Here is a 22,032-nt window from a genome sequence, read left to right as displayed (position 1 = left end):
ACATCTTTCATAACCCCAAATAATACATTAGATAAAATAAAGATATGCCTCACTCGTCTTATTGACGATAAATTTCAGAAAAATCGCTAACATAAAATGGTGCAATAACCTCATTTCGCTTACCTTACCTAACCTTAAGTGGTATCCAATTAAAGTGATCGTACCAGTTATATGGGATTCTAATAACCCAGGAAAACTGTGCTTTATTGTAACAATCAATCAAATATATTGAGTGATTATAAAAATTATATTCAAACATATTGTTTGTTAGAAAATAAATTATTATTTATTCCTAAATATTATATTATCTTTTAATTGCGCTATCTTACACTTCGTCTATACCAATTAGTTAAACTCATATTTATCTATTTTTAAGGAAGTAAAGAATAGATATTTATGACAAGAAAGAGAAATAGTCATTATGCAAAGTATTACTTACAATAACGTTACTTCTGGTAATGTTTCTTCTAGCAATATTTCCATGCAGATTCTACATGAGTTGTTACAATACCGCAGACGCTTTACCAACTCAGAAAAAGATTTAGTGCAAGAAGAAGCGTTTGTTAAAAACGTACAGTTACCCAGAATTGCGTATTTCATCAGGAATAAAAAACCTATCGAATTTATTTTGCCGGCATTCCCAACAAAATCACCAAATAAAAATAAAGTGCTTGGTACTGCTCCCGATATGGCAGAACGCTTATCTTTGACTTTTCTTAATTCTCTGTGCCAGCGTATACAGCTTTATTATCCTCCTGGCGCCCGTATTATTATCTGTTCAGACGGGCATGTTTTCGGCGATCTAATTCGTGTCAGTGATGATATCATCAGTCAATATCATGAAGATATTAAACAATTAATCAATGAGATGGGTGCTATAAACCTAAGTACATTTAATCTCAATGACGATAAGAACCTCTGCGAGCATAGTGATGATTTCGATTTACAGAGGCAGATGTTAGTAAAACATTACGCCCGAACTGAGGAATCCATTAAAAATCAACTGTTGCAAAGCAGTGATGGATTGCAATTGTATCGCGCGGTTACCCGCTTTTTATATGAAGACAGCTTATTACCCGGCTATACCGGATCAAACAATGCCCTGCAAAAAGATGCCAAACAGAGAGCTATCGGTGTTATTCAGAGAAGTTGGGCATGGGGAAGTTTATTAGATACGCATTTCCCAGAAGCCATACGTTTGTCTATTCATCCTCAACCAGCAGACAGTATTAAACTCGGTATTCATATGATGCCAACCAGGGATGATTGGTTAACCCCCTGGCATGGCGTTGCAGCCAATGTAAATGGGCAGTTTATATTAATGAAACATAAAGAAGTTCAGATGATGGGCGGAAAATTAGTAAGTATTCATGGAAAACCCAGCCATTATGTAATTTAAAGGAAAATGACTATGACAGATTTAAACAAATTTCAGACAGAAGAGATGACGCCTTTTGGCCTGAAGATTACACCACAATATGCCGACCAGCATATTGATACGCTATCAGTAGAAGAATTAAAAAAACTGATTAAAAAACATCATTTGCTTTTATTACGTGGCTTCAAATCTGACTTATCTGATCACGAAAAATATAAAGATTATGCCCATGATTGGGGAGAAATAATGATGTGGCCGTTCGGTGCTGTTTTAGATGTTCGTGAACATCAGGATGCGACCGATCACGTATTTGATAACAGCTATATGCCGCTTCATTGGGATGGCATGTATAAACCAACCATTCCCGAATTTATTATGTTCCATTGTGCACATGCGCCAGACAGTGACCAAGGCGGCAGAACAACCTTCGTCAATACCCGCCTTGTGGTTGCTAATGCGACTCAGCAGCAATTAGAACAATGGAAAAATATATCTGTTACTTATCGCATTAATAAAGTCACTCATTATGGTGGCGAAGTCCATTCTCCTTTATTAGAAAAACATCCCGATGGAAATGGATTTGTTATCAGATATAATGAACCCGCGGTAGATGGTGAGAAATTCCTGAATAAACATGCTATTGAGTATCATAATATCAATCCTGATCAGGTAGCAGAATTTCAGCAAGATTTTATCAATACGCTATACGATAAGCGCCATTTATATGCTCATGCATGGCAAAAAGGCGATTTAGTGATTGTGGACAATTTCTCTTTGCTACATGGGCGAGAAGGATTTACGTCTAAATCAGAACGACATTTACAGAGGATCCATATTCAATCTGATCCCGTCTTTAACAATCAAGCATTAATAGCGTAGAAAGAGCAGGAAAGATCCATTATCTTGACTCCCATTGTAGTTATTGGTTACTCTGCCAGTGCAATGTAACTATCAACTGAAACAGAATATAAATCTGTTGGGAGTCAATCATGATCCGCCCTTTTAACGCACAGGATATGGATACTATTCTGGATATCTGGCTATCAGCATCATTGATTGCCCATAATTTCATTGATGCTGATTTTTGGAAAAGCAAAACAGATGATATGCGCAATATCTATATCCCATCGTCAGAAACCTATGTATTTGAAGAACAAAGCTTTGTGAAAGGTTTTCTCAGCCTATACGAAAACCGTATTGCTGCTATCTTTGTTTCACCATCAGCGCAAGGAAGAGGTATCGGTAAGCAGCTGATCAACTATGCCAAAAATCTACGAAATAAACTGGAATTAGAGGTTTATTGTCAAAATAAGGACTCTATCGGTTTCTATCTTAGCTGTGGTTTCGTAGAAAAAGGAAAAACAATAGATAAAAATACGAATAACCCTGCACTATTCATGGAATATATTCATACCTGATCTTATTAATTAAAACCCACCATTCACTTCAATGAGAGATAAATTACAAACGAACATAACTATATATTCAATATAAAATCACATTCAGTAATAATCAATACAGATAATACAGCCACTCCCTAACAGAATAGTGGACTAAGAAATAATAATAATATGAAATACCCGTTTATAGTTATACTAAGGAGGCAATTAACTAAAGAGGAGAATGACAATGTCCATATCCCTTGAGTACTTTAAATCTGCAAAATTTGACGGTAATCTATATCTTAAATGTTATGGTGAAATGAGTGATAACATAGAAATAAAATACAAGCTAATAGATTCAGACACAAAAGATATATATGAATATTATAGTGACGATAATCAATTAGCTTGTTTTACCTCACTTAAACCCGCAAATTACACAATAGAAACCACTATCATTGAGAATGGAAAAGTAATTAAAAAACTTCCACCAGAAAATATAGAAATAAAAGAATCAGATTTTCTGTTTGATATAAATAGAGAAATAAATGAAATCATTAGGAATGAAAGCAATGATATTAGCTATCCATTACTTAAACAAACACCATCTGAAGATAATGATATTTCTTTAAAAGGAAACAATCATATCCCAAATGATAATTTGAAGTATAATCTTGAAATCATGTTTTTCCCAGATGGATTAAAAAGATTAGCAGCTGAAACAACTGACTCATTACCTGTTTTTAATGCATCTAAACATAAAATGGAGATAAAACCTATTTTTAATAAAGACGATTTCGATAAAAAAACCTGGAAAACCCAGGAATTCAATAAATTAACTTATCTTTACAAAATAGAAGCGGATATTAATCATTCTGATTTAGTTAAGTTAGCCGATGAATTGGAAAAACTGGATTATATCGAGTTTTGCTCTCTCACTCCTGTTTTAAAATATCAACCTCCGCCTCCTCTGATTTCATCCAAACCAGAAGAGGTGATTGCCGAATTTGATTCTCATATCATTACACCTGATTTTTCATATCTGCAAGGGTATTTAGACGAACACAATGGGATGAATATCAGAAATGCCTGGGCTACTGGTTATAAAGGTCAGGGTATCACTGTGCACCATCTTGATTTTGGTGTTTACCGAAACCATGAAGACTTGGTTGGTAATATTACTGTGATCAACAGCCGCCCTGAAACACAAGACTGTAACCACGGTACAGCGTCCACCGGATGTATTGCAGCAAAGAATAATGAATTTGGTGTGACAGGTATAGCTCACGAATGTCATTTCCGTTTTTATGACATTGATGACTTTGACAGAATAATATATAGTTTTTCACCAGGAGATATTATTAGTTTAAATATTCAAATTGTCGCCAATAATAGATATTACCCTTTTACCTATATCAAGTCTAATTGGCAGAAAATAAAAAGCTGTGTTGACGCAGGTGCAATTATTATCTTTTCTGCCGGTAATGGCGGTATTAATTTAGCCTATGATTTCACCTTCCCTAATTATGGCGATCCTGGCGGTATTATGATTGGTGCCTGTACATCAATTAATGGATACAGGTTAGGTTTTTCCAATCATAATCTCCATACCAGTTTAAATTCCTGGGGTGAAAATGTCACAACCACTGGATATTCAAACTTACAGCGCCTGCCAGGAAATAATAGAAACTACACTCGTAGTTATAATGGGACATCCAGTGCAACACCTTTAGTTTCCGGTGCGTTAGCGCTCGTTCAATCCTATGCTAAATTAAAATATCACAGATATTTTAATTGCTCTCAAATAGCAACACTGGTTAAAAATAGTGGCTTTTCAACCGGAGAACTACAGGGAATGGGTTCTCGCCCAAATGTTGCAAATGCTTTCAAATTAATTGATCGTCTGTTTTCTTAATTAAGATAAATTATTTCAAACTAAATAAGTGATGCTTTATCAAGGCCACTCATTATTTTACGAGTGGCCTTGTATTGATTAAATAATTAATGCAATTTTAATCGTGGACGGATCACACGGTTAATTCCACCGACCAACATCATCAAGCCAGTTTTAATATAACCATGCAAAGCTACCTGATGCATTCGATATAATGAAATATAGACAGCACGAGCCACACGCCCTTCTACCATCATTGAACCACGCATTAAATTACCCATCAGACTACCAACCGTACTGAATTTAGATAACGAAACCAGAGATCCATGATCTTTATAGGTATATTCTTTTAACGGTTTGTCATTCAACAACGCCATAATATTGCTATGGCAACGGCTAGCCATTTGGTGAGCCGCCTGTGCCCTCGGAGGAACAAAACCCCCTTCTTTCTTCGGGCATGATGCACAATCACCAATGGCGAAAATATGGTCATCAAATGTCGTTTGCAGCGTTGGCTTCACTACCAGTTGATTAATCCGGTTAGTTTCAAGGCCGGCAATATCTTTCATAAAATCAGGTGCTTTGATACCCGCCGCCCATACCATGAGATCCGCTTTAATCAAATCACCCTCTTTGGTATTCAATCCATGCTCATCAGCACTGGTTACCATAGTTTTGGTCAATACATGAACGCCAAGTTTTGTCAGCTCCTGATGCGCCGCAGCAGAAATGCGTGCCGGCAATGCAGGCAAAATACGCTCACCTGCTTCTACCAACGTCACATTCAATGCTTCTGAACTCAGTCCCTCAAAACCATAGCTGTTAAGTTGTTTTACCGCGTTATACAATTCCGCTGATAACTCAACACCTGTTGCCCCACCACCAACGATAGCGATATTAACCTTATCTTGCTGACCACTGCTTGCAGAGTATTTAAGAAACAGATTCAGCATTTCATTATGGAAACGATGCGCCTGTTGTGGGTTATCCAGGAAGATGCAGTGTTCTTTCACACCTTGCGTATTAAAATCATTAGATTTACTGCCCAGAGCCATAACCAGAATGTCATAACTCAGTTCACGTTCAGGAACCAACACCTCGTTATATTCATCCCGGATCTCAGCCAAAGAAATCTTTTTGGTGTCACGATGAATATCGGTCAACGTGCCTAATTGAAAACTGAAATAGTGATTACGGGCGTGAGCCAGATAACTCAACGCATCAACCCCATCGTCGAGTGATCCTGTCGCGACTTCATGCAATAACGGCTTCCATAAATGACTTTGGTTACGATCCACCAGCACAATTTCTGCTCTCTTTTTGCGCCCCAGATTGTGCCCCAGACTGGTTGCCAGTTCCAAACCACCAGCACCGCCACCAATGATCACAATTCTCTTCTTTGGTGTTGACATGACTACTCCACTAAAAATGTAAATCAAATGTTATCTAAGGATATTAAAACAATATCCTTAGATAACATTTAGTTTGAAATAAATAACTGATGTGATAGTTCCAGAATACCACGGCTGGTTAGTTGGTCATACCAAAATTGAACAACATCAAATTCTTTTGAAGAAATAAACATCAATCATAAAGATTGTCAATTTATTTTCAGTTGGTTGGATTTGGCTCGATAAACGGGGAATATGTGACTCCCCCGTATTCCCTTGGCATTCCCCTATCCAGCAAAACAAAAAGTGCGATGCCCAATAAATTCTCGACTGGGTTTTACGACAATCTCAATGTCATACCCAAGGCGATTAAGACATTCCATTAATTTCTTCTCAGACAAGTTGAGAACTTTTTTTTGCCATCCCTTAACATCCCTCACCGAACACAACACTGCCATTTCTCATGTAAAACCGTTAATGCTTTATTAGCCTGCTGCCAGCGTTTTGAATTCTTTAGCTCATTCAGGCTGAATTGGCCGCCCTGATGATATAATTCCGAGACTTTCTCTACTTTGGTCTGAGGCAAGTTATCAAGCACACTGACCGCCCCGTCACGGTTATTACACACTAGGATCATGTCACAACCTGCATTCAGCGCAGCCTGCCCGCGTTCAGCGTAACTGCCCATAATCGCCGCCCCCTCCATAGAGAGATCATCCGAAAATATCACACCATTAAAGCCCAATTGCTGACGCAGTACCGATTTCAACCAATATGACGATCCGCTGGCAGGATGCTTATCCACCTGAGAATAGATCACATGAGCCGGCATAATCGCATCCAACAAATTACGCTGGATAAAATCACGGAAAATAGACATATCATGACAACAAATAACGTCCAGCGGACGATCATCATGGGGCGTTTCTTTATGAGAATCCGCATTGACAGCACCATGCCCCGGAAAATGTTTACCCGTCGATTTCATACCAGCAGAATGCATTCCTTTAATAAAATGCTCTGCCATCATCTTGGCCTGCTCAGGATGTTCATGGAATGAACGTTCACCAATAGCTGCACATTGATGACCTAAATCCAGCACAGGCGCAAAACTGATATCGATATCCATTGCAATCATTTCAGACGCCATCAGCCAACCCGCTTCTTCCGCCAATTTAATGCCATTGAAATTATCACTCAATCCAGCAAAAGACTGGGCCGCGGGTAAACAGGTGAACCCTTCACGGAAACGCTGAACTCTGCCACCTTCCTGATCAACGGCAATCACAAGACGATGACGGGATGCCTGACGAATTTGACGTACCAATTCACGTAATTGCTCAACATCATGAAAATTGCGGGTAAACAGAATTAAACCGCCCACTAATGGATGTTGCAAAATTTCCTTTTCTTCATTATCGAGTTCATAACTGACAACATCTAACATTACCGGACCCATAACATTCCTCACTTGTATTCATGTGCTGCAATCAATGCAGCGTGATTGATTTAAAACGTTAGACCAAAAGAGAGACGCAACGGTTGCGCTAACTCTAAAAATTGTGGATTACCACTCTGTTTCCAGCGCACTTCAGACCACATCAAAATCATATAGTCAACCCAAGGTTGCCAATGTTTAATCTGACGCGTCAATAATGTTCGATCCCGGTATCCTGATGGCTGACTGCAATAGCAGCGCAAAAAATCCTGCTGCTGCGGTTCATCCCAATGATTGGTACGAAATAGCGTCGCTAACGCAAATCCGATATCGGTATCAGCTGCATATTCCCAGTCAATGAGTTTCAGCCCCTGAGGCGTATTAAGCAAATTACCGCAATGAACATCCATATGAGCAGGTGATAGTTTTAGTATTGAAGGCATCGAAGACGATATAAATTGTTTATGCAGCCGCAACCAACGAGGAGTAAGACGCGCTTTATCAATTTGCAACCAGTGGCTTTCTAACTGATGCCGTAGTTGAAGCGGGTAACCGAACAGCGGCTGATGATGCAAAGTGGTCAATAATGCCGCCAGTTTTTGCAGAAAATCAGGCTGAGAAAATTCATTTTGCTCAATAAGATGACCGGGCAGCCATTCTAGTAACAACCAATGGGGAGCCATTGCAATAACTTGCGGAGCAATTTTTGTCTGGCTGAGATGACGCAGGATGGCGTTTTCACGCTGACGGTTAACGCCAAGCTGCTTCCCTTGCTGCCACTGTCTACGGCCGACAATATGATATTCGCCATCGGTGGCGTAATAGCTTTCATTTGTCAGACCGCTTAACGGCCTTATCTTCCAGCTGCTTGCTGTTGTATAAGGCCATTGCCTGCATAACACCCGCAATAAACAATCTTGATTACTTAACGTCACCGTGCCCTGACCAGAGAATCTCACCTGTCTGTACAATCATCAGTTGCATAACAATATCTCGCTTATCACTGTTACCTGAAACGATAGAATAGAGAACATAATCCGCATTTAAGTAACGAGCCAGACCAATCGCTTTGCTGCGTAATCCCAGGCTATCTTCTTCAGACAAGCCCAAAGATTGGCGAGCGCTCTGTACCTGATTTTGCGGTACTAATGCAAAAACATTTTTGTTATTGATGGCTTGACGCAAAACATCAGTGACTTGCATGGTTTGCAACACACCATTAGTGTTATTTTTTACTGTATCAACTAACAGTAACTTGCCGCTTTCCAGCCCATTTGCCTTAACCATTTGCTCTACCAATGGTTGCACAGTCCTTTCCCAGTCAATTTCGCGCATTTTAGGTAGCTCAGGAACTTTCTCAGGTGGTGGCGTCGGTTCCGTTGGGGTCACGGGTATAACCGGAGTGGGAGGCTCAGGCTGCTGCGGAGGCAAAGATGGACAACCAGCCAGAAACATGACCGATAGCGCTACAAAAACAATTCTTTTCATCAACCTATTATTCCAATTACAGAGTTTAAAGAAACAGATAAGTTTCTGCTGTGACACCAGCAATCTATTATCGGTTCAACCTCAGTAATAAAATCAGTAGCATTTATTAAAAATCAAGATATCCGGGACTATTATGAGAAAAATACCCCCGAATATCTGGCTATATACTATATAAACGAATTTTGGCACTTCACGTTTACTTCAACAGTAATGGCCCCAAATGGCGGCCGCCAACCAGATGCATATGAATATGGTAAACTTCCTGTCCCGCATGACGGTTACAGTTCATAATCAAACGATATCCATCTTCGGCAATACCTTCCTGTTCAGCAATTTTTGCTGCAACCGTCATCATTCGTCCCAACGCGGCTTCATGCTCTGCCTTGACATCGTTCACTGTCGGGATCAAAACATTGGGAACAATCAAAATATGAATCGGTGCCTGTGGAGAAATATCGCGAAATGCAGTCACCAGATCGTCCTGATAAACAATATCAGAAGGTATTTCACGACGAATAATTTTGCTGAAAATAGTTTCTTCTGCCATCACATTTTCCTTTTATTCAAATAACAAGAGATATATGAGCGCTTACAAATCACAAATTCAAGTTGATAAATCAAATTTCGCATACATCAACATGAAATAGGTCGCAAAAATTCTGCGTGGAAACCTGAGCCAGATCCTCAATACTCACACCTTTGAGCACAGCCATATATTCCGCAACATCACGCACGTATGCAGGCTGGTTTTCTTTGCCACGATGCGGCACCGGTGCAAGATAAGGAGAATCGGTTTCAATCAGAATACGATCCAACGGTACATATCTTGCTGCTTCACGAATTTGCTCCGCATTACGGAAAGTCACAATACCGGAGAACGAAATGTAGAAGCCTAAATCCAATAATTCTCTGGCGGTATCTTTATCCTCAGTAAAACAATGCAAAACACCACCACATTCTTGTGCCTGTTCTTCACGCAATACCCGCAAAGTATCATCACGGGCACTGCGGGTATGAACAATAACTGGCTTATTGAGTTTACGTCCGATACGAATATGTTCACGAAACGAGGTTCGTTGTAGTTCAGCATTATCCTGCTGATAATAGTAATCCAGCCCGGTTTCACCCAATGCGACAACTTCATTCCCAGCAGCTAAACGTGCCAGCTCATCAAAATCATAGCCTTCATCCAGATTAAGCGGATGAATACCACAGGAAAAGACGATATTTTCCCGTTCACCGATCAGGGTTTTCATTTGGCGGAAACCGGGTAGCGTAGTCGCTACTGCCAACATAAATTTAACTTCCCGAACCGCCGCCTTTGCAACAACATCATCTACATTTTTATGCAGGTTTTCATAATCAAGACAATCAAGATGACAATGCGAATCCACTAACAACATATTAAACTCGTATACAAAAAGATTTCAGAATTGTGAGGGAAACTGTTTTTCCCAATTGAGCAATTGCTCTGTCAGCAACAACTCCCGGTTTACGCCCACGACTGAGAGTAGCTGATGACGACAATACGTCCAGTCATCAACGCCTTGTAATAAAACAGCCATAGTATGCATGGAGCTTAATTGATAAATCAGCGTTTGTTGATCCTGATTGATGCAATAACTCCGCGCCTGCTGTTGCCACTTTACCGCATCAAGTAACAAACTAATCAGCCAATGAAGGTGCTGCGGCGCATCTTCGTGATTTAACTGGGATAAAAGTGATAAAGCATCACGTTTAGCCAAAGCCTGTTCAACAGCCTGACAGAACTGCCTCCGAATCTGCCATTGCTCCGGTTGCAGCAATTGTTCTGCCGCCACAGGTGCACCCTGAGACAGTTTCAACGCCGTCATTGCATCAACCGAAGAAATGACAGGTAACTGTTTTTGCAACCAATAAAAGCTGGTTTCTGCTTCAGGCACCGGTAGAAAATAGTAAAAACAGCGACTGCGCAAAGTTGCCAAAAGGTTGGCTGGCTGACGACATTCCAGAAGAAAATAGGTATGTTCCGGCGGCTCTTCCAACGTTTTCAATAATGCATTGGCAGCTGCATCTGTCAGACATTCGACCAAAGGCAGACAGACAATTTTTACACCACCTTGCTGAGAACGACTATAAAGCTTTTCCGTAATCTGGCGTACCGCTTCTACACCAACACTGGTTTTCCCCTTCTCCGGTGACATAATATGCCAATCAGGATGAGTTTCTGCCATCATCAGATGACAACTATGACACTCCCCACAGCTTTTCATCCCCTGTTTATTCTGACACATCAACCAACGGCTTAACCCATATATCAACACATCAGCCCCAGTACCGGCATTAGCATGAAGTAATAAAGCATGGTGGCCTCGTCCTTGCTGATGGAATTCTACCAACTGACGGTATGCCTGATTAAGCCACGGATACCAATTCATTAGCCATTTTCCTGCTGTTTCAGCCATTGCTCAAGGGCTTGGCAAATATCGGCTTGTACCTGTTCTATTGGTTGAGCAGCATCAACAGTCACAATACGCTTATCTTGTGCCGCAAACTCCAGGTAACAGCTGCGAGTACGATCAAAGAAATCCATCGACTCTTTTTCAATTCTATCTAATTCCCCGCGCTCACGGGCGCGCAGCAAACCAATCTGAGGAGGAAGATCAAGATAAATAGTCAGATCAGGATGAAAATCACCAAGAACGGTATCACGCAGCGAAGTCATCAAGTTTTTATCAATACCACGTCCTCCTCCTTGATACGCCTGAGAAGAGAGATCATGACGATCACCCACAACCCATGCACCGCGGGCCAGAGCAGGTTTAATCACATTTTCGACCAATTGCACCCTGGCTGCATATAACATCAGCACCTCTGCTTTATCCGTCAGAGATTCACCTTCAATACCTTGCTTAATTAACTCACGTAATTTTTCTGCCAGTGGTGTTCCACCCGGTTCACGGGTAAAAACTAAGTCCTGAATACCGTGCTGCTGCAATCTTTCAACGACTGTTTTCATCGCTGAAGTTTTTCCTGCACCCTCTAACCCTTCAATAACAATAAATTTGCTGTTCATCTGCTCTGTCTTAATCCCTGACGGTAAATATTCACCGCTCTGTTATGCGCCGCCAGATTGGTCGTAAAAGTATGACCGCCTTTACCATCCGCGACAAAATAGAGAAATTCAGTTTTTGCCGGGTGCGCAGCTGCTTTTATCGAAGCAAGACCGGGCATAGCAATTGGCGTAGGTGGCAAGCCATTAATCATGTAAGTATTGTATGGCGTCAGTGTGGTTAAATCTTTGCGAAAAATAGTGCCTGTATATTTTTCTCCTAAGCCATAAATTACTGTCGGATCAGTTTGTAGCCGCATATTCAACCGTAAACGGTTAATAAATACAGAAGCTACTTTTGTCCGTTCAGCCTCAACACTGGTCTCTTTCTCAATTATCGACGCCATAATCAACATTTCATAAGCACTTTTATAAGGCAGGTTTTTATCGCGCTTTTGCCATTCTTCTTCAAGCGTCATTTGCATCTGTCGGTATGCCCGTTTCAGTAATGCGACATCGCTCGTCCCCGCCGTATAGTGATAAGTATCCGGATAGAGCCTCCCTTCCAGAGTATCAGTCACTTTGATACCCAGTATTTCAGCCAATTCCTGAGCACTTTTATCATTCAGTTCATGTTTAAGATACTCAGATTGTTGTAGTATTTTCCACCAGTCAGATAAACGGCTACCTTCGACAAAACGGACCGTAAATTGCGCCTCCTTGCCACTGGAGAATAATTGCAACATTTCCCTCAATGTCATTTCTCGTGTCAACTGGTAAGTTCCCGCTTTAAATTCAGCAAGTTTTGGCTCCAGCCTTAATAACCAAGGGAAAATATGACTATCTTTAATCAAGTTATCCTGAACCAATAATGCCTCCAGACTATGACGGCCAATACCTGCCGGCAATGTGAATACCCGATCTTGTTTGATTGCCAATGTTTGATCTGCAAATCTTTCAACTTTCTTATAACCAGCATAGAGTAATATTGCCGCCACAATGACAATCAAAGCCAATAGGGCAAAAAAGTGCTTTTTCCGGTTCATCAATTAATCACTTAAACACAGAGCGAATTACAACTTCAGACATTCAGGAAGCAAATATTCATACAGCTCCCTTGACTGATATTTCCATGCGGGCTGATTTTCATGAGCCTGAATTTCACTGACAGGTATCACCGGCATTAGAGAATTGCAAACTATTACCTCGTCTGCATAAGCCAATGTTTCAGGATAACGATTTACACAGGAGAGGTAATAGTCACTTTCTGATAATAACTGTATTATTTTTTCCCGCATCACACCTTCAACTCCACATCCCCGCAAATCAGGAGTATACACATCTTTTCCTTTACGCCAGAAAATGTTTGCAGTACAGCACTCAACCAATAAACCATCTGTATCGAGTACCAAGGCTTCATCAGCATTTGACTTTTCGATAAATGATTTAATCAATACCTGTTCCAATCGGTTAAGGTGTTTAATTCCGGCAAGATAGGGATTTATTCCCATGGGTATCGGACTGAGCACCAGAGAAAGGCCTTCCTGACGTTGTTTCAGATATTTTTCGGGATAAGGAGTGAGAGACAGGATCTGATTTGGTTGTGTAAAACCCTGTGCACTGTAACCACGCCCTCCTGCTCCACGGGAAAGAATAACTTTAAGTACGCCTTGTCCAGTAGTGGAAGCAATCTGCTTTATATGGTTTTCAAGCTGTTGCCAATCGGGTTGTGGAAGATATAACTTTTCAACGCCTTTTTGTAATCTTCGGATATGCAATGACAGCAAAGCGGCCTGTCCCTGCTCTATTTTTGCTGTTGTAAAACAACCATCCCCGAACTGAACTGAACGATCATTCACTGGCAAATAGTCGCACCGCTCCCCATTAATCCAATACATATAACTTTGTTCTTAATTACTCAAAAAAGGTATTTCAACCAACTTATCAAGAAGCGGTATCATAGTATATAGCTGACATGAGTGCAAAAATACCCGCAGAGCCTGCTATGAAAAGAGCTCCAATAATTATTAACTATTGGAGCTCTTTATTCTGTCGCCTTAAAGTATTTACAAAAATAAGGCTTATATCTTACGGAAAATCAGTGAGCCGTTAGTACCACCGAAACCGAAAGAGTTACATAACGCATATTCCATGCCCTGCACCTTGCGGGATTCGCGAGGAACGAAATCCAGACGGCAGTTCTCATCCTGGTTTTCCAGGTTGATAGTTGGTGGAACAATTTGATCACGTAGTGCCAAGATAGTGAAAATAGATTCCACTGCACCAGCAGCACCTAACAAATGGCCGGTCATTGATTTGGTAGAACTGACTAAAACATCTGTGCCTTCACCAAATACTGACTCAACTGCATGGGATTCCGCTAAGTCGCCGGTTGGTGTTGAAGTACCGTGAGCATTAATATATCCCACCTGCTCAGTGGTAATACTGGCATCTTTCAGGGCATTTTCCATCGCCAGCGCAGCGCCAGCACCATCTTCTGGAGGTGACGTCATATGGTAGGCATCACTACTCATACCAAAGCCAACGATTTCCGCGTAAATTTTCGCACCGCGTCTCTTCGCGTGCTCATACTCTTCCAGCACCAGAATACCTGCACCATCCCCCAGAACAAAACCATCACGGTCTTTATCCCACGGCCGGCTTGCACCCTGTGGATTATCGTTACGGGTAGACAAAGCACGGGCAGCGCCAAAGCCACCCACTCCCAGTGGCGTACTGGCTTTTTCTGCGCCACCTGCCAGCATAATATCCGCATCATTATAAGCAATAATACGAGCAGCATGACCGATATTATGCACACCTGATGTACATGCTGTGGCGATAGAGATACTTGGGCCACGTAAGCCGTAAATGATACTCAGGTGACCTGCCACCATATTTACAATCGTGGAAGGAACAAAGAATGGGCTGATCTTACGAGGACCACTAGCCACTAACGCACCGTGATTCTCTTCAATAAGACCCAGACCACCAATACCAGAACCAATAGCAGCACCAAAACGACTAGCATTGGCTTCTGTTACTTCGATTCCAGAATCTTCAATAGCTTGCACACCTGCTGCAATACCATATTGAATGAAATCATCCATCTTTCGTGCATCTTTGCGCGAAATATTAAAATCTTCATGATTAAAATCTTTAACCAGACCAGCAAATCTAGTTGCATGGCGACTGGTGTCAAAATGGTCAATCAGGCTGATACCACTCTGTCCGGCACAAACAGCTTTCCAAGAAGATTCAGCTGTGTTACCGACAGGAGATAACATGCCTAGTCCGGTCACAACTACTCGACGCTTAGACACGCTTATCCTCCAGGGAGGGAAATAATTTAGGGCAGAAACATAGGCGGTCGAGTGACCGCCTAGGTGTGTTCACTTATTCGCTTTGGTTCTGGACGTAATCAATAGCTGCCTGAACTGTAGTGATCTTTTCTGCTTCTTCATCTGGAATTTCGATATCGAACTCTTCTTCCAGAGCCATTACGAGTTCAACTGTGTCAAGAGAATCAGCGCCCAAGTCATCAACAAAAGAAGCTGAATTGACAACTTCCTCCTCTTTAACACCAAGTTGTTCAACGATGATTTTTTTAACGCGTTCTTCAATAGTGCTCATGCTATTAAATTTCCTATCAAAATTCGCTTTCGCGATGGTTTTCGTAGTTTATAAAATACAGGAAAAGATGCAACCAAATCCCGGCTGGTCGAACCACAATCTTGCTCTATTTTGCGTTATTTAACACAAAAAATGCAACTGGTTCGCTCACTTTTTAGTTCATGTACATGCCGCCATTGACATGTATTGTTTCACCTGTGATGTAGGCCGCTTCATCAGAAGCTAAAAAAGCCACAGCACTGGCAACTTCTTTCACATCTCCAAGTCTTTTAACGGGTATATCATCCGAGAAGTTTGCCAACTGCTCATCTGGCAACTTTTTGAGCATATCCGTTTCAATAAGCCCTGGAGCAACAACGTTAACCGTAATACCCCGAGAAACGACTTCACGAGCTAATGTTTTACTGAAACCAATAATTCCTGCTTTTGCCGCAGCATAACTCGCTTGCCCTGGGTTACCCATTGATCCAACAACAGAACCAATAGAGATAATACGGCCATAACGTTTTTTTATCATAAAGCGCATTGCCGCTTTTGACATACGGAAGACGGAAGAAAGATTAGTGTCAATAACATCCTGCCACTCATCATCTTTGATGCGCATCACCAAGTTATCACAAGTGATACCGGCATTATTCACTAAAATGTCGATTCCACCAAACTCGGTACGAATAGCAGACATCAACTGTTCAATAGATTCAGGATCAGCGACATTCAGTACAAAACCTTTACCTTTTTCACCAAGGTAAGCACTGATAGCTTCAGCGCCTTTTTCACTTGTTGCTGTACCAATGACATAGGCTCCACGCTCTGCTAATAGTTCAGCAGTTGCGCGGCCGATCCCACGGCTAGCACCTGTTATTAATGCAATTTTTCCATCTAATCTCATGTATTGTCCTCAATTATTTTCCAATGTGGTGACTAATGAAGTTGTGTCATTTACCGCTGCTGCGCTTAAGGTATTGACAATTCGTTTAGTTAAACCCGTCAAAACTTTACCTGGTCCTATTTCTAATAGCTGTCCGATACTCTGTCCAGCAATAAATTCAACTGTTTCCGCCCAACGGACAGGATTATACAGTTGTCGTACCAATGCATCACGGATAGCTTCAGCAGATTGTTCTATTTTCACATCAACATTATTTACCACCGGGAACTGAGGATGATTGAATTCAATTCCTTCCAAAACAACTGCCAGCTTATCTGCGGCTGGTTTCATCAGTGCGCAATGCGACGGCACACTGACAGCCAAAGGCAGCGCGCGTTTTGCACCCGCAGCTTTGCATGCAGCACCAGCACGTTCTACAGCCTCTTTCTCACCGGCAATAACAACCTGCCCAGGCGAGTTAAAGTTAACAGGGGAAACAACTTGCCCCTGAGCAGCCTCTTTACAGGCTCTGTCAATGGATTCATTATCTAAACCAATAATAGCATACATTGCACCAGTGCCTTCAGGTACAGCTTCTTGCATCAATTTGCCACGCAGTTCAACAAGATTAATCGCTTGTTTGAAATCAATGACACCCGCGCAAACCAGTGCAGAATATTCACCAAGGCTATGTCCAGCCATTAATAATGGTGCTTTTCCACCTTTTTCCTGCCAGACCCGCCAAATAGCAACCGAGGCTGCCAATAATGCGGGTTGGGTTTGCCACGTTTTACTTAATTCTTCTTCCGGCCCCTGTTGAACCAAAGTCCAGAGATCATATCCCAGCACATCAGACGCTTCAGCAAAAGTTTGCTCTACAACCGGGAACACCGTAGCCAAATCGGCCAACATACCAAGGGACTGAGAACCCTGCCCAGGAAATACCATTGCAAATTCAGACATGTTCATTTTCCTGTCAAATTAAAAACGTATCAGTGCTGAACCCCAAGTCAGTCCACCACCAAAAGCCTCAATTAAGATTAGCTGACCACGTTTAATCCGACCATCACGCACTGCCTCATCAAATGCAGTAGGTACCGATGCCGCGGAAGTGTTACCGTGACGATCCAGCGTTACCACCACTTTATCCATAGTCATATGCAATTTCTTAGCTGTCGCAGCGATAATACGCAAATTAGCCTGATGAGGTACCAGCCAATCCAGCTCACTATGCGATAGATTGTTAGCCTCTAATGTTTCATCAACCAAATTAGCCAATTCACGGACTGCAATTTTAAAGACTTCATTACCGATCATACTGGCATACGCCGGTTCTTTCCGATGCTGGCGATCCTGATAAGGCAACACCAGCAATTCACCATAGCTACCATTTGCATGAAGATGAGTTGAAAGAATTCCTGGCTCATCAGAAGCCCCTACCACCATCGCACCCGCACCATCACCAAACAAAATAAGTGTTCCGCGATCTTCTGGATTAAGCGTTCTGGTAATAGAATCAGAACCAATGACTAACGCATGCTTTACCGCACCCGTTTTAATAAACTTGTCAGCAATACTCAGTGCATAAGCGAAACCAGAGCAAGCAGCAGAAATGTCAAAAGCAGCTGAATTCTTGGTACCCAACATGTGCTGAATTTGGCACGCAGAACTTGGGAAAGCATGACTGGATGAAGCTGTGGCCACAATGATTAAATCAACCTGATCTTTATCAATGCCAGACATTTCAATTGCTTTTTCCGCAGCCCACAGCCCCATCATCGCAACCGTTTCATCATCAGTAGCAATACGGCGTTCACGGACACCTGTACGGGTAACAATCCACTCGTCAGAGGTATCCACCATTTTTTCTAAATCAGCGTTAGTGCGCACTTGCGCAGGCAGATAACTACCTGTACCTAAAATTTTTGTATACATGTATGTTCAGTCACTCTTGGGTAATGCTGTTGCCAGGCGGGCAGCAATTCTATCAGGAACCTGCCTTTCAACGGCCTGAACAGCCTGTTCGATTGCGGCTTTAAACGCATGCTCATTAGCCGCCCCATGGCTTTTGATTACGATTCCATATAATCCTAACAGACATGCGCCATTATACTGGTCAGGGTTCAGGTGACCGAAGCGTTTTGTCATCCGTTTTTGCAACCACTTCTTGACTATTTTCAACAACCAGGAAAATTTTTTCTTTTGTCCATCCGATGATTTGAGCAAGGATAAGATAATCCTGATTGCTCCCTCCATCGTTTTTAACGTCACGTTACCTGCGAAGCCGTCACACACCAATACATCGCTTTTGCCTGTCAGCAACTCATCACCTTCCAGATAACCAATGTAGTTTATTGCCGGAATGTTCTTTAGAACAGTGGCGGCTTCGCGGATATTATCCAGCCCTTTACTCTCTTCTGTGCCAATGTTAAGCAGTGCTACCGCGGGATTAGCTATACCGACCACTTCCTCTGCCATTACTGAACCCATAATGGCGAATTGCACCAGCATACGACTATCGCAATTAACATTGGCGCCCAAATCCAGTACCACCGTTTTCTGTTGCTTCAGATTGGGCAATACTTGCATTAAAGCGGGTCTGTCAATGCCATCAATAGATCTTAGCATCAATTTGGACAGCCCCATCAATACCCCGGTATTCCCTGCACTAACGCATGCTTGCGCCACACCGGATTTCACTAAATCCAATGCAACACGCATTGATGTACCACGACTGGCACGAATTGCCTGCGATGGTTTTGCACCGTTAGCCACAACCTGTTCGGCAGGAACCACCTGCAACCGACTGAGCAACTTAGCATCGGTATTTGCAAGCAAAGGAGAGATAGTATCGGGGATCCCGACCAACAATAACTTAAGTTTAGGATTAGACGCCAGCGCCTGCAACGCAGCAGGCACCGTAACGCGAGGACCAAAGTCCCCGCTCATGGCGTCTAACGCTAAAGTCAGATTAGTCAAGGTATCAACTTGCTAATGACTGGCGGAGATTATTTGTTGATGACCTTGCGGCCACGGTAGTAGCCATCGGCAGTCACATGGTGACGCAGGTGAGTTTCACCAGAGGTTTTATCTACAGACAATAATGGTGCGGTCAGTGCATCATGGGAACGACGCATACCACGTTTAGAACGAGTTGGTTTATTCTGTTGTACGGCCATTGACCTTACTCCTTAAGTACTTTTCTTTAAACTGGCTAATACGGCAAATGGGTTTGGTTTTTCAGCCTCTGGAGGTAATTCACCAAACACCATATCCGCGTCGGACACTTCACAGTGTTCAGAATCATGTACCGGAACTACCGGCAGAGAAAGAATTATTTCATCTTCAATCATCGCCAGCAAATCTATTTCGCCAAATTCGTCAACGTCAATTGGCTCATACTCTTCCGGTAATGCTTCAGCCTGCTCATTGATGACCGGGCTAAAACAATATGTTATGTGAACGTGATGGCTGAAATTACCGCCACAACGCTGGCACTCAAGCGTAACATCCACATCGGAATGCCCCCGCACAACTGCCAGGCGTTGATTATCTATCTGAAACGATAAAACGCTGTCTACATCATTGTCCACGCTAACCACAGATTCCGCGATACGCAAAACTTGCTCAGGTGAATAACTACCTGTGTAGTCCAATCGTTTCTGAGCTGCGCGAAGCGCATCAATGGTCAGGGGTAATTTTACCTTTTGCATAAGGCGCGCATATTATCTTTGTAATGAGATATAGTCAAAGAAAAAGGCCACACATCTGCACCTTTCCGCCAAATATTCGCTTATTAAGCCAGGCTTAGTTTAAAATGCCTGCAATTATTTCGCCATGTATTTTGGAAAAAATATGACACAAATCGTTTTAGCTTCCACATCAGCTTACCGCCGTATGCTACTGGAGAAACTCCGTTTGCCCTTTATATGTGCGGCTCCCGATACTGATGAAACACCTCAGGTTAATGAAAATGCAGAACAGCTCGTTATACGCCTGGCTCAAGCCAAAGCACAGGCATTACAAACAAAATATTCTCAGCACTTGATTATTGGTTCTGATCAGGTTTGTGTTATTAATGGCGAAATTACCGGCAAGCCACACAGTTTTGAAAATGCATTTAAACAATTACGGCAAGCCAGTGGTCATTGCGTCACCTTTTATACCGGCATTTCTCTCTTCAACAGCAAAACCGGGGTAATTGATACCCGTTGTGAATTATTCAATGTTTATTTCAGGGATCTGACTGATAATGAAATCCGGGCTTATTTAACAGCGGAAGAACCGCTTAATTGTGCCGGAAGCTTTAAAAGCGAAGGATTAGGGATTACTTTATTTAAACGGCTTGAAGGAAAAGATCCAAATACTTTGGTCGGCTTACCATTAATTACATTGACCGAATTATTAATCCGCCAGGGGGTAAACCCACTGACGGCAATATATTAATGACAATTACTTTTACGCAACACATTTATACAGTAGCGCAATTGTTCATCCATCGGTGCTTCAACACGCAATGTCTCCCCCGTTGAGGGATGGGTAAATTTCAACGCACTGGCATGCAAAAACAGGCGATTAAGGCGGGTATCTGATAGCTGAGAATCAAAAGCCTTATCGCCATAACGATCATCAAAAGCGATCGGATGCCCAGCGTATTGAGCATGCACACGGATTTGATGGGTCCTGCCTGTCACTGGGCTGGCTTTCACCAGCGTTGCATTGGTAAAACGCTCTTCTATTTTAAAACGTGTTTCAGAAGGTTTACCTTCGCCATTCACTTTCACAATCCGTTCACCACTTTGCAGGATATTTTTCAGTAGTGGCGCCTGAACAACCTTGCAATGTGATTGCCATTGCCCCCGTACTAAAGCCAGATAATCTTTCTGCATTTGTTTAAGCCGTAATTGCTCGTGCAAGGCCCGTAAAGCTGAGCGTTTTTTAGCAATTAACAAAATTCCCGAGGTATCACGATCCAAACGATGCACCAATTCAAGGAATTTTGCCTCCGGGCGCAAAACCCGTAACCCTTCAATAACGCCAAAACTTAAGCCACTGCCTCCATGCACGGCTGTACCGGCAGGTTTATTAATCACCAGAATATGGTCATCTTCATACAAAACACAGCCGTCCAGTGCGGCCACTTTATCCAGTTTGGCTGAAACCGGCACTGCCTGCCGTTCTGCAACCCGGACAGGCGGAATTCTGACAACATCTCCCGCAGACAATTTATACTCAGGTTTTATCCTGCCTTTATTTACCCGGACTTCACCTTTACGCACAATCCGGTAAATCATGCTCTTAGGAACGCCTTTCAGACGCGCTAATAAAAAGTTATCAACACGCTGCCCAGCCTCATCGTCATCAATAGTGACAAATTGTACAATTTGATTATTCGTTTTCATGACCGTGATTTTAATTACCACTCAAGCAGAGCGCCACTCATTTTTAAATATGAGTAAAAATCATGCATACTTTCCGACTGTTGCCTTTCCTACTTTAAGATAAAGACTAAATATTAACTATTTCTTC

At 42.1% G+C, this 22,032-nt stretch carries 24 protein-coding genes; 5 read left to right on the top strand and 19 right to left on the bottom strand.

The window, feature by feature from the left end; translation table 11 throughout:
• Nucleotides 1–421 precede the first annotated feature (421 nt).
• From pvcA to VY86_RS17210, 4 genes are all read left to right on the top strand, one after another.
• Nucleotides 422–1,399, top strand: coding sequence for an L-tyrosine isonitrile synthase (gene pvcA, locus VY86_RS17225; protein WP_046975858.1), 978 nt, complete (start codon nucleotides 422–424; stop codon nucleotides 1,397–1,399).
• Between the two features lie 12 nt (nucleotides 1,400–1,411).
• Nucleotides 1,412–2,257 (top strand): TauD/TfdA family dioxygenase, encoded by an 846-nt coding sequence (locus VY86_RS17220; protein WP_082111256.1) that lies wholly within the window; start codon nucleotides 1,412–1,414, stop codon nucleotides 2,255–2,257.
• A gap of 110 nt (nucleotides 2,258–2,367) precedes the next feature.
• Complete coding sequence (locus VY86_RS17215; protein WP_046975856.1) at nucleotides 2,368–2,796, top strand: N-acetyltransferase; 429 nt, start codon at nucleotides 2,368–2,370, stop codon at nucleotides 2,794–2,796.
• Between the two features lie 211 nt (nucleotides 2,797–3,007).
• A complete protein-coding gene (locus VY86_RS17210; protein WP_046975855.1) occupies nucleotides 3,008–4,675 on the top strand; it encodes a S8 family peptidase in 1,668 nt (555 codons plus the stop codon).
• An 86-nt stretch (nucleotides 4,676–4,761) separates the two neighbouring features.
• Here the strand turns inward: VY86_RS17210 and VY86_RS17205 are convergent, their stop codons facing one another.
• The 18 genes from VY86_RS17205 to yceD form a co-directional block, all read right to left on the bottom strand.
• Nucleotides 4,762–6,066 (bottom strand): NAD(P)/FAD-dependent oxidoreductase, encoded by a 1,305-nt coding sequence (locus tag VY86_RS17205; protein WP_046975854.1) that lies wholly within the window; start codon nucleotides 6,064–6,066, stop codon nucleotides 4,762–4,764.
• A gap of 415 nt (nucleotides 6,067–6,481) precedes the next feature.
• Nucleotides 6,482–7,504: a beta-N-acetylhexosaminidase gene (nagZ, locus tag VY86_RS17200; protein WP_046975853.1), complete on the bottom strand. Its 1,023-nt coding sequence runs from the start codon at nucleotides 7,502–7,504 to the stop codon at nucleotides 6,482–6,484.
• A 50-nt stretch (nucleotides 7,505–7,554) separates the two neighbouring features.
• The gene (thiK, locus tag VY86_RS17195) at nucleotides 7,555–8,418 is read right to left on the bottom strand and encodes a thiamine kinase (protein WP_046975852.1); all 864 of its coding nucleotides are present in this window, start codon (nucleotides 8,416–8,418) and stop codon (nucleotides 7,555–7,557) included.
• Entirely contained in the window at nucleotides 8,405–8,971 is a 567-nt protein-coding gene (gene lpoB / locus VY86_RS17190; RefSeq protein ID WP_046975851.1) for a penicillin-binding protein activator LpoB, read from the bottom strand. The genes thiK and lpoB overlap by 14 nt, the downstream gene beginning before the upstream one ends.
• Nucleotides 8,972–9,167: 196 nt before the next feature.
• A complete protein-coding gene (gene hinT / locus VY86_RS17185; RefSeq protein WP_021324609.1) occupies nucleotides 9,168–9,518 on the bottom strand; it encodes a purine nucleoside phosphoramidase in 351 nt (116 codons plus the stop codon).
• Nucleotides 9,519–9,588: 70 nt separating this feature from the next.
• Complete coding sequence (locus VY86_RS17180) at nucleotides 9,589–10,374, bottom strand: metal-dependent hydrolase (protein WP_046975850.1); 786 nt, start codon at nucleotides 10,372–10,374, stop codon at nucleotides 9,589–9,591.
• Nucleotides 10,375–10,398: 24 nt separating this feature from the next.
• On the bottom strand, nucleotides 10,399–11,388 hold the full coding sequence (holB, locus tag VY86_RS17175) for a DNA polymerase III subunit delta' (protein ID WP_046975849.1): 990 nt from the start codon (nucleotides 11,386–11,388) through the stop codon (nucleotides 10,399–10,401).
• On the bottom strand, nucleotides 11,388–12,026 hold the full coding sequence (gene tmk / locus VY86_RS17170) for a dTMP kinase (protein ID WP_046975848.1): 639 nt from the start codon (nucleotides 12,024–12,026) through the stop codon (nucleotides 11,388–11,390). Before tmk ends, holB begins: the two co-directional genes overlap by 1 nt.
• On the bottom strand, nucleotides 12,023–13,048 hold the full coding sequence (mltG, locus tag VY86_RS17165; protein WP_046975847.1) for an endolytic transglycosylase MltG: 1,026 nt from the start codon (nucleotides 13,046–13,048) through the stop codon (nucleotides 12,023–12,025). The genes tmk and mltG overlap by 4 nt, the downstream gene beginning before the upstream one ends.
• Nucleotides 13,049–13,075: 27 nt before the next feature.
• Nucleotides 13,076–13,900 (bottom strand): aminodeoxychorismate lyase, encoded by an 825-nt coding sequence (pabC, locus tag VY86_RS17160; RefSeq protein WP_046975846.1) that lies wholly within the window; start codon nucleotides 13,898–13,900, stop codon nucleotides 13,076–13,078.
• A gap of 183 nt (nucleotides 13,901–14,083) precedes the next feature.
• Nucleotides 14,084–15,325, bottom strand: a complete 1,242-nt coding sequence (fabF, locus tag VY86_RS17155; protein ID WP_046975845.1) for a beta-ketoacyl-ACP synthase II — start codon at nucleotides 15,323–15,325, stop codon at nucleotides 14,084–14,086.
• Between the two features lie 73 nt (nucleotides 15,326–15,398).
• Entirely contained in the window at nucleotides 15,399–15,635 is a 237-nt protein-coding gene (gene acpP / locus VY86_RS17150) for an acyl carrier protein (RefSeq protein WP_011147052.1), read from the bottom strand.
• Nucleotides 15,636–15,789: 154 nt separating this feature from the next.
• Nucleotides 15,790–16,524: a 3-oxoacyl-ACP reductase FabG gene (fabG, locus tag VY86_RS17145; protein ID WP_046975844.1), complete on the bottom strand. Its 735-nt coding sequence runs from the start codon at nucleotides 16,522–16,524 to the stop codon at nucleotides 15,790–15,792.
• Between the two features lie 9 nt (nucleotides 16,525–16,533).
• Nucleotides 16,534–17,466: an ACP S-malonyltransferase gene (gene fabD, locus VY86_RS17140; protein ID WP_046975843.1), complete on the bottom strand. Its 933-nt coding sequence runs from the start codon at nucleotides 17,464–17,466 to the stop codon at nucleotides 16,534–16,536.
• 18 nt (nucleotides 17,467–17,484) lie between these two features.
• A complete protein-coding gene (locus tag VY86_RS17135; RefSeq protein ID WP_046975842.1) occupies nucleotides 17,485–18,438 on the bottom strand; it encodes a beta-ketoacyl-ACP synthase III in 954 nt (317 codons plus the stop codon).
• A 6-nt stretch (nucleotides 18,439–18,444) separates the two neighbouring features.
• Nucleotides 18,445–19,482, bottom strand: coding sequence for a phosphate acyltransferase PlsX (gene plsX / locus VY86_RS17130; protein WP_071881043.1), 1,038 nt, complete (start codon nucleotides 19,480–19,482; stop codon nucleotides 18,445–18,447).
• Nucleotides 19,483–19,511: 29 nt separating this feature from the next.
• Nucleotides 19,512–19,682, bottom strand: a complete 171-nt coding sequence (gene rpmF / locus VY86_RS17125) for a 50S ribosomal protein L32 (RefSeq protein WP_011147057.1) — start codon at nucleotides 19,680–19,682, stop codon at nucleotides 19,512–19,514.
• A gap of 12 nt (nucleotides 19,683–19,694) precedes the next feature.
• Nucleotides 19,695–20,216 (bottom strand): 23S rRNA accumulation protein YceD, encoded by a 522-nt coding sequence (yceD, locus tag VY86_RS17120; protein WP_046975840.1) that lies wholly within the window; start codon nucleotides 20,214–20,216, stop codon nucleotides 19,695–19,697.
• 142 nt (nucleotides 20,217–20,358) lie between these two features.
• Between yceD and VY86_RS17115 the strand changes: the two genes are divergently transcribed.
• Complete coding sequence (locus VY86_RS17115) at nucleotides 20,359–20,949, top strand: Maf family protein (protein WP_046975839.1); 591 nt, start codon at nucleotides 20,359–20,361, stop codon at nucleotides 20,947–20,949.
• Here VY86_RS17115 and rluC read toward each other — a convergent pair.
• Nucleotides 20,946–21,905 carry a 23S rRNA pseudouridine(955/2504/2580) synthase RluC gene (rluC, locus tag VY86_RS17110; protein ID WP_046976944.1) on the bottom strand — a complete coding sequence of 320 codons (960 nt, stop codon included), beginning with the start codon at nucleotides 21,903–21,905 and terminating at the stop codon, nucleotides 20,946–20,948. The genes VY86_RS17115 and rluC overlap by 4 nt on opposite strands.
• Nucleotides 21,906–22,032 lie beyond the last annotated feature (127 nt).

The sequence above is a fragment of the Photorhabdus thracensis genome (assembly GCF_001010285.1).
GTDB lineage: Bacteria > Pseudomonadota > Gammaproteobacteria > Enterobacterales > Enterobacteriaceae > Photorhabdus > Photorhabdus temperata.
The sequence above is the reverse complement of the archived record's forward strand: the minus strand, read 5'-3'. Positions and strand labels throughout refer to the sequence as shown.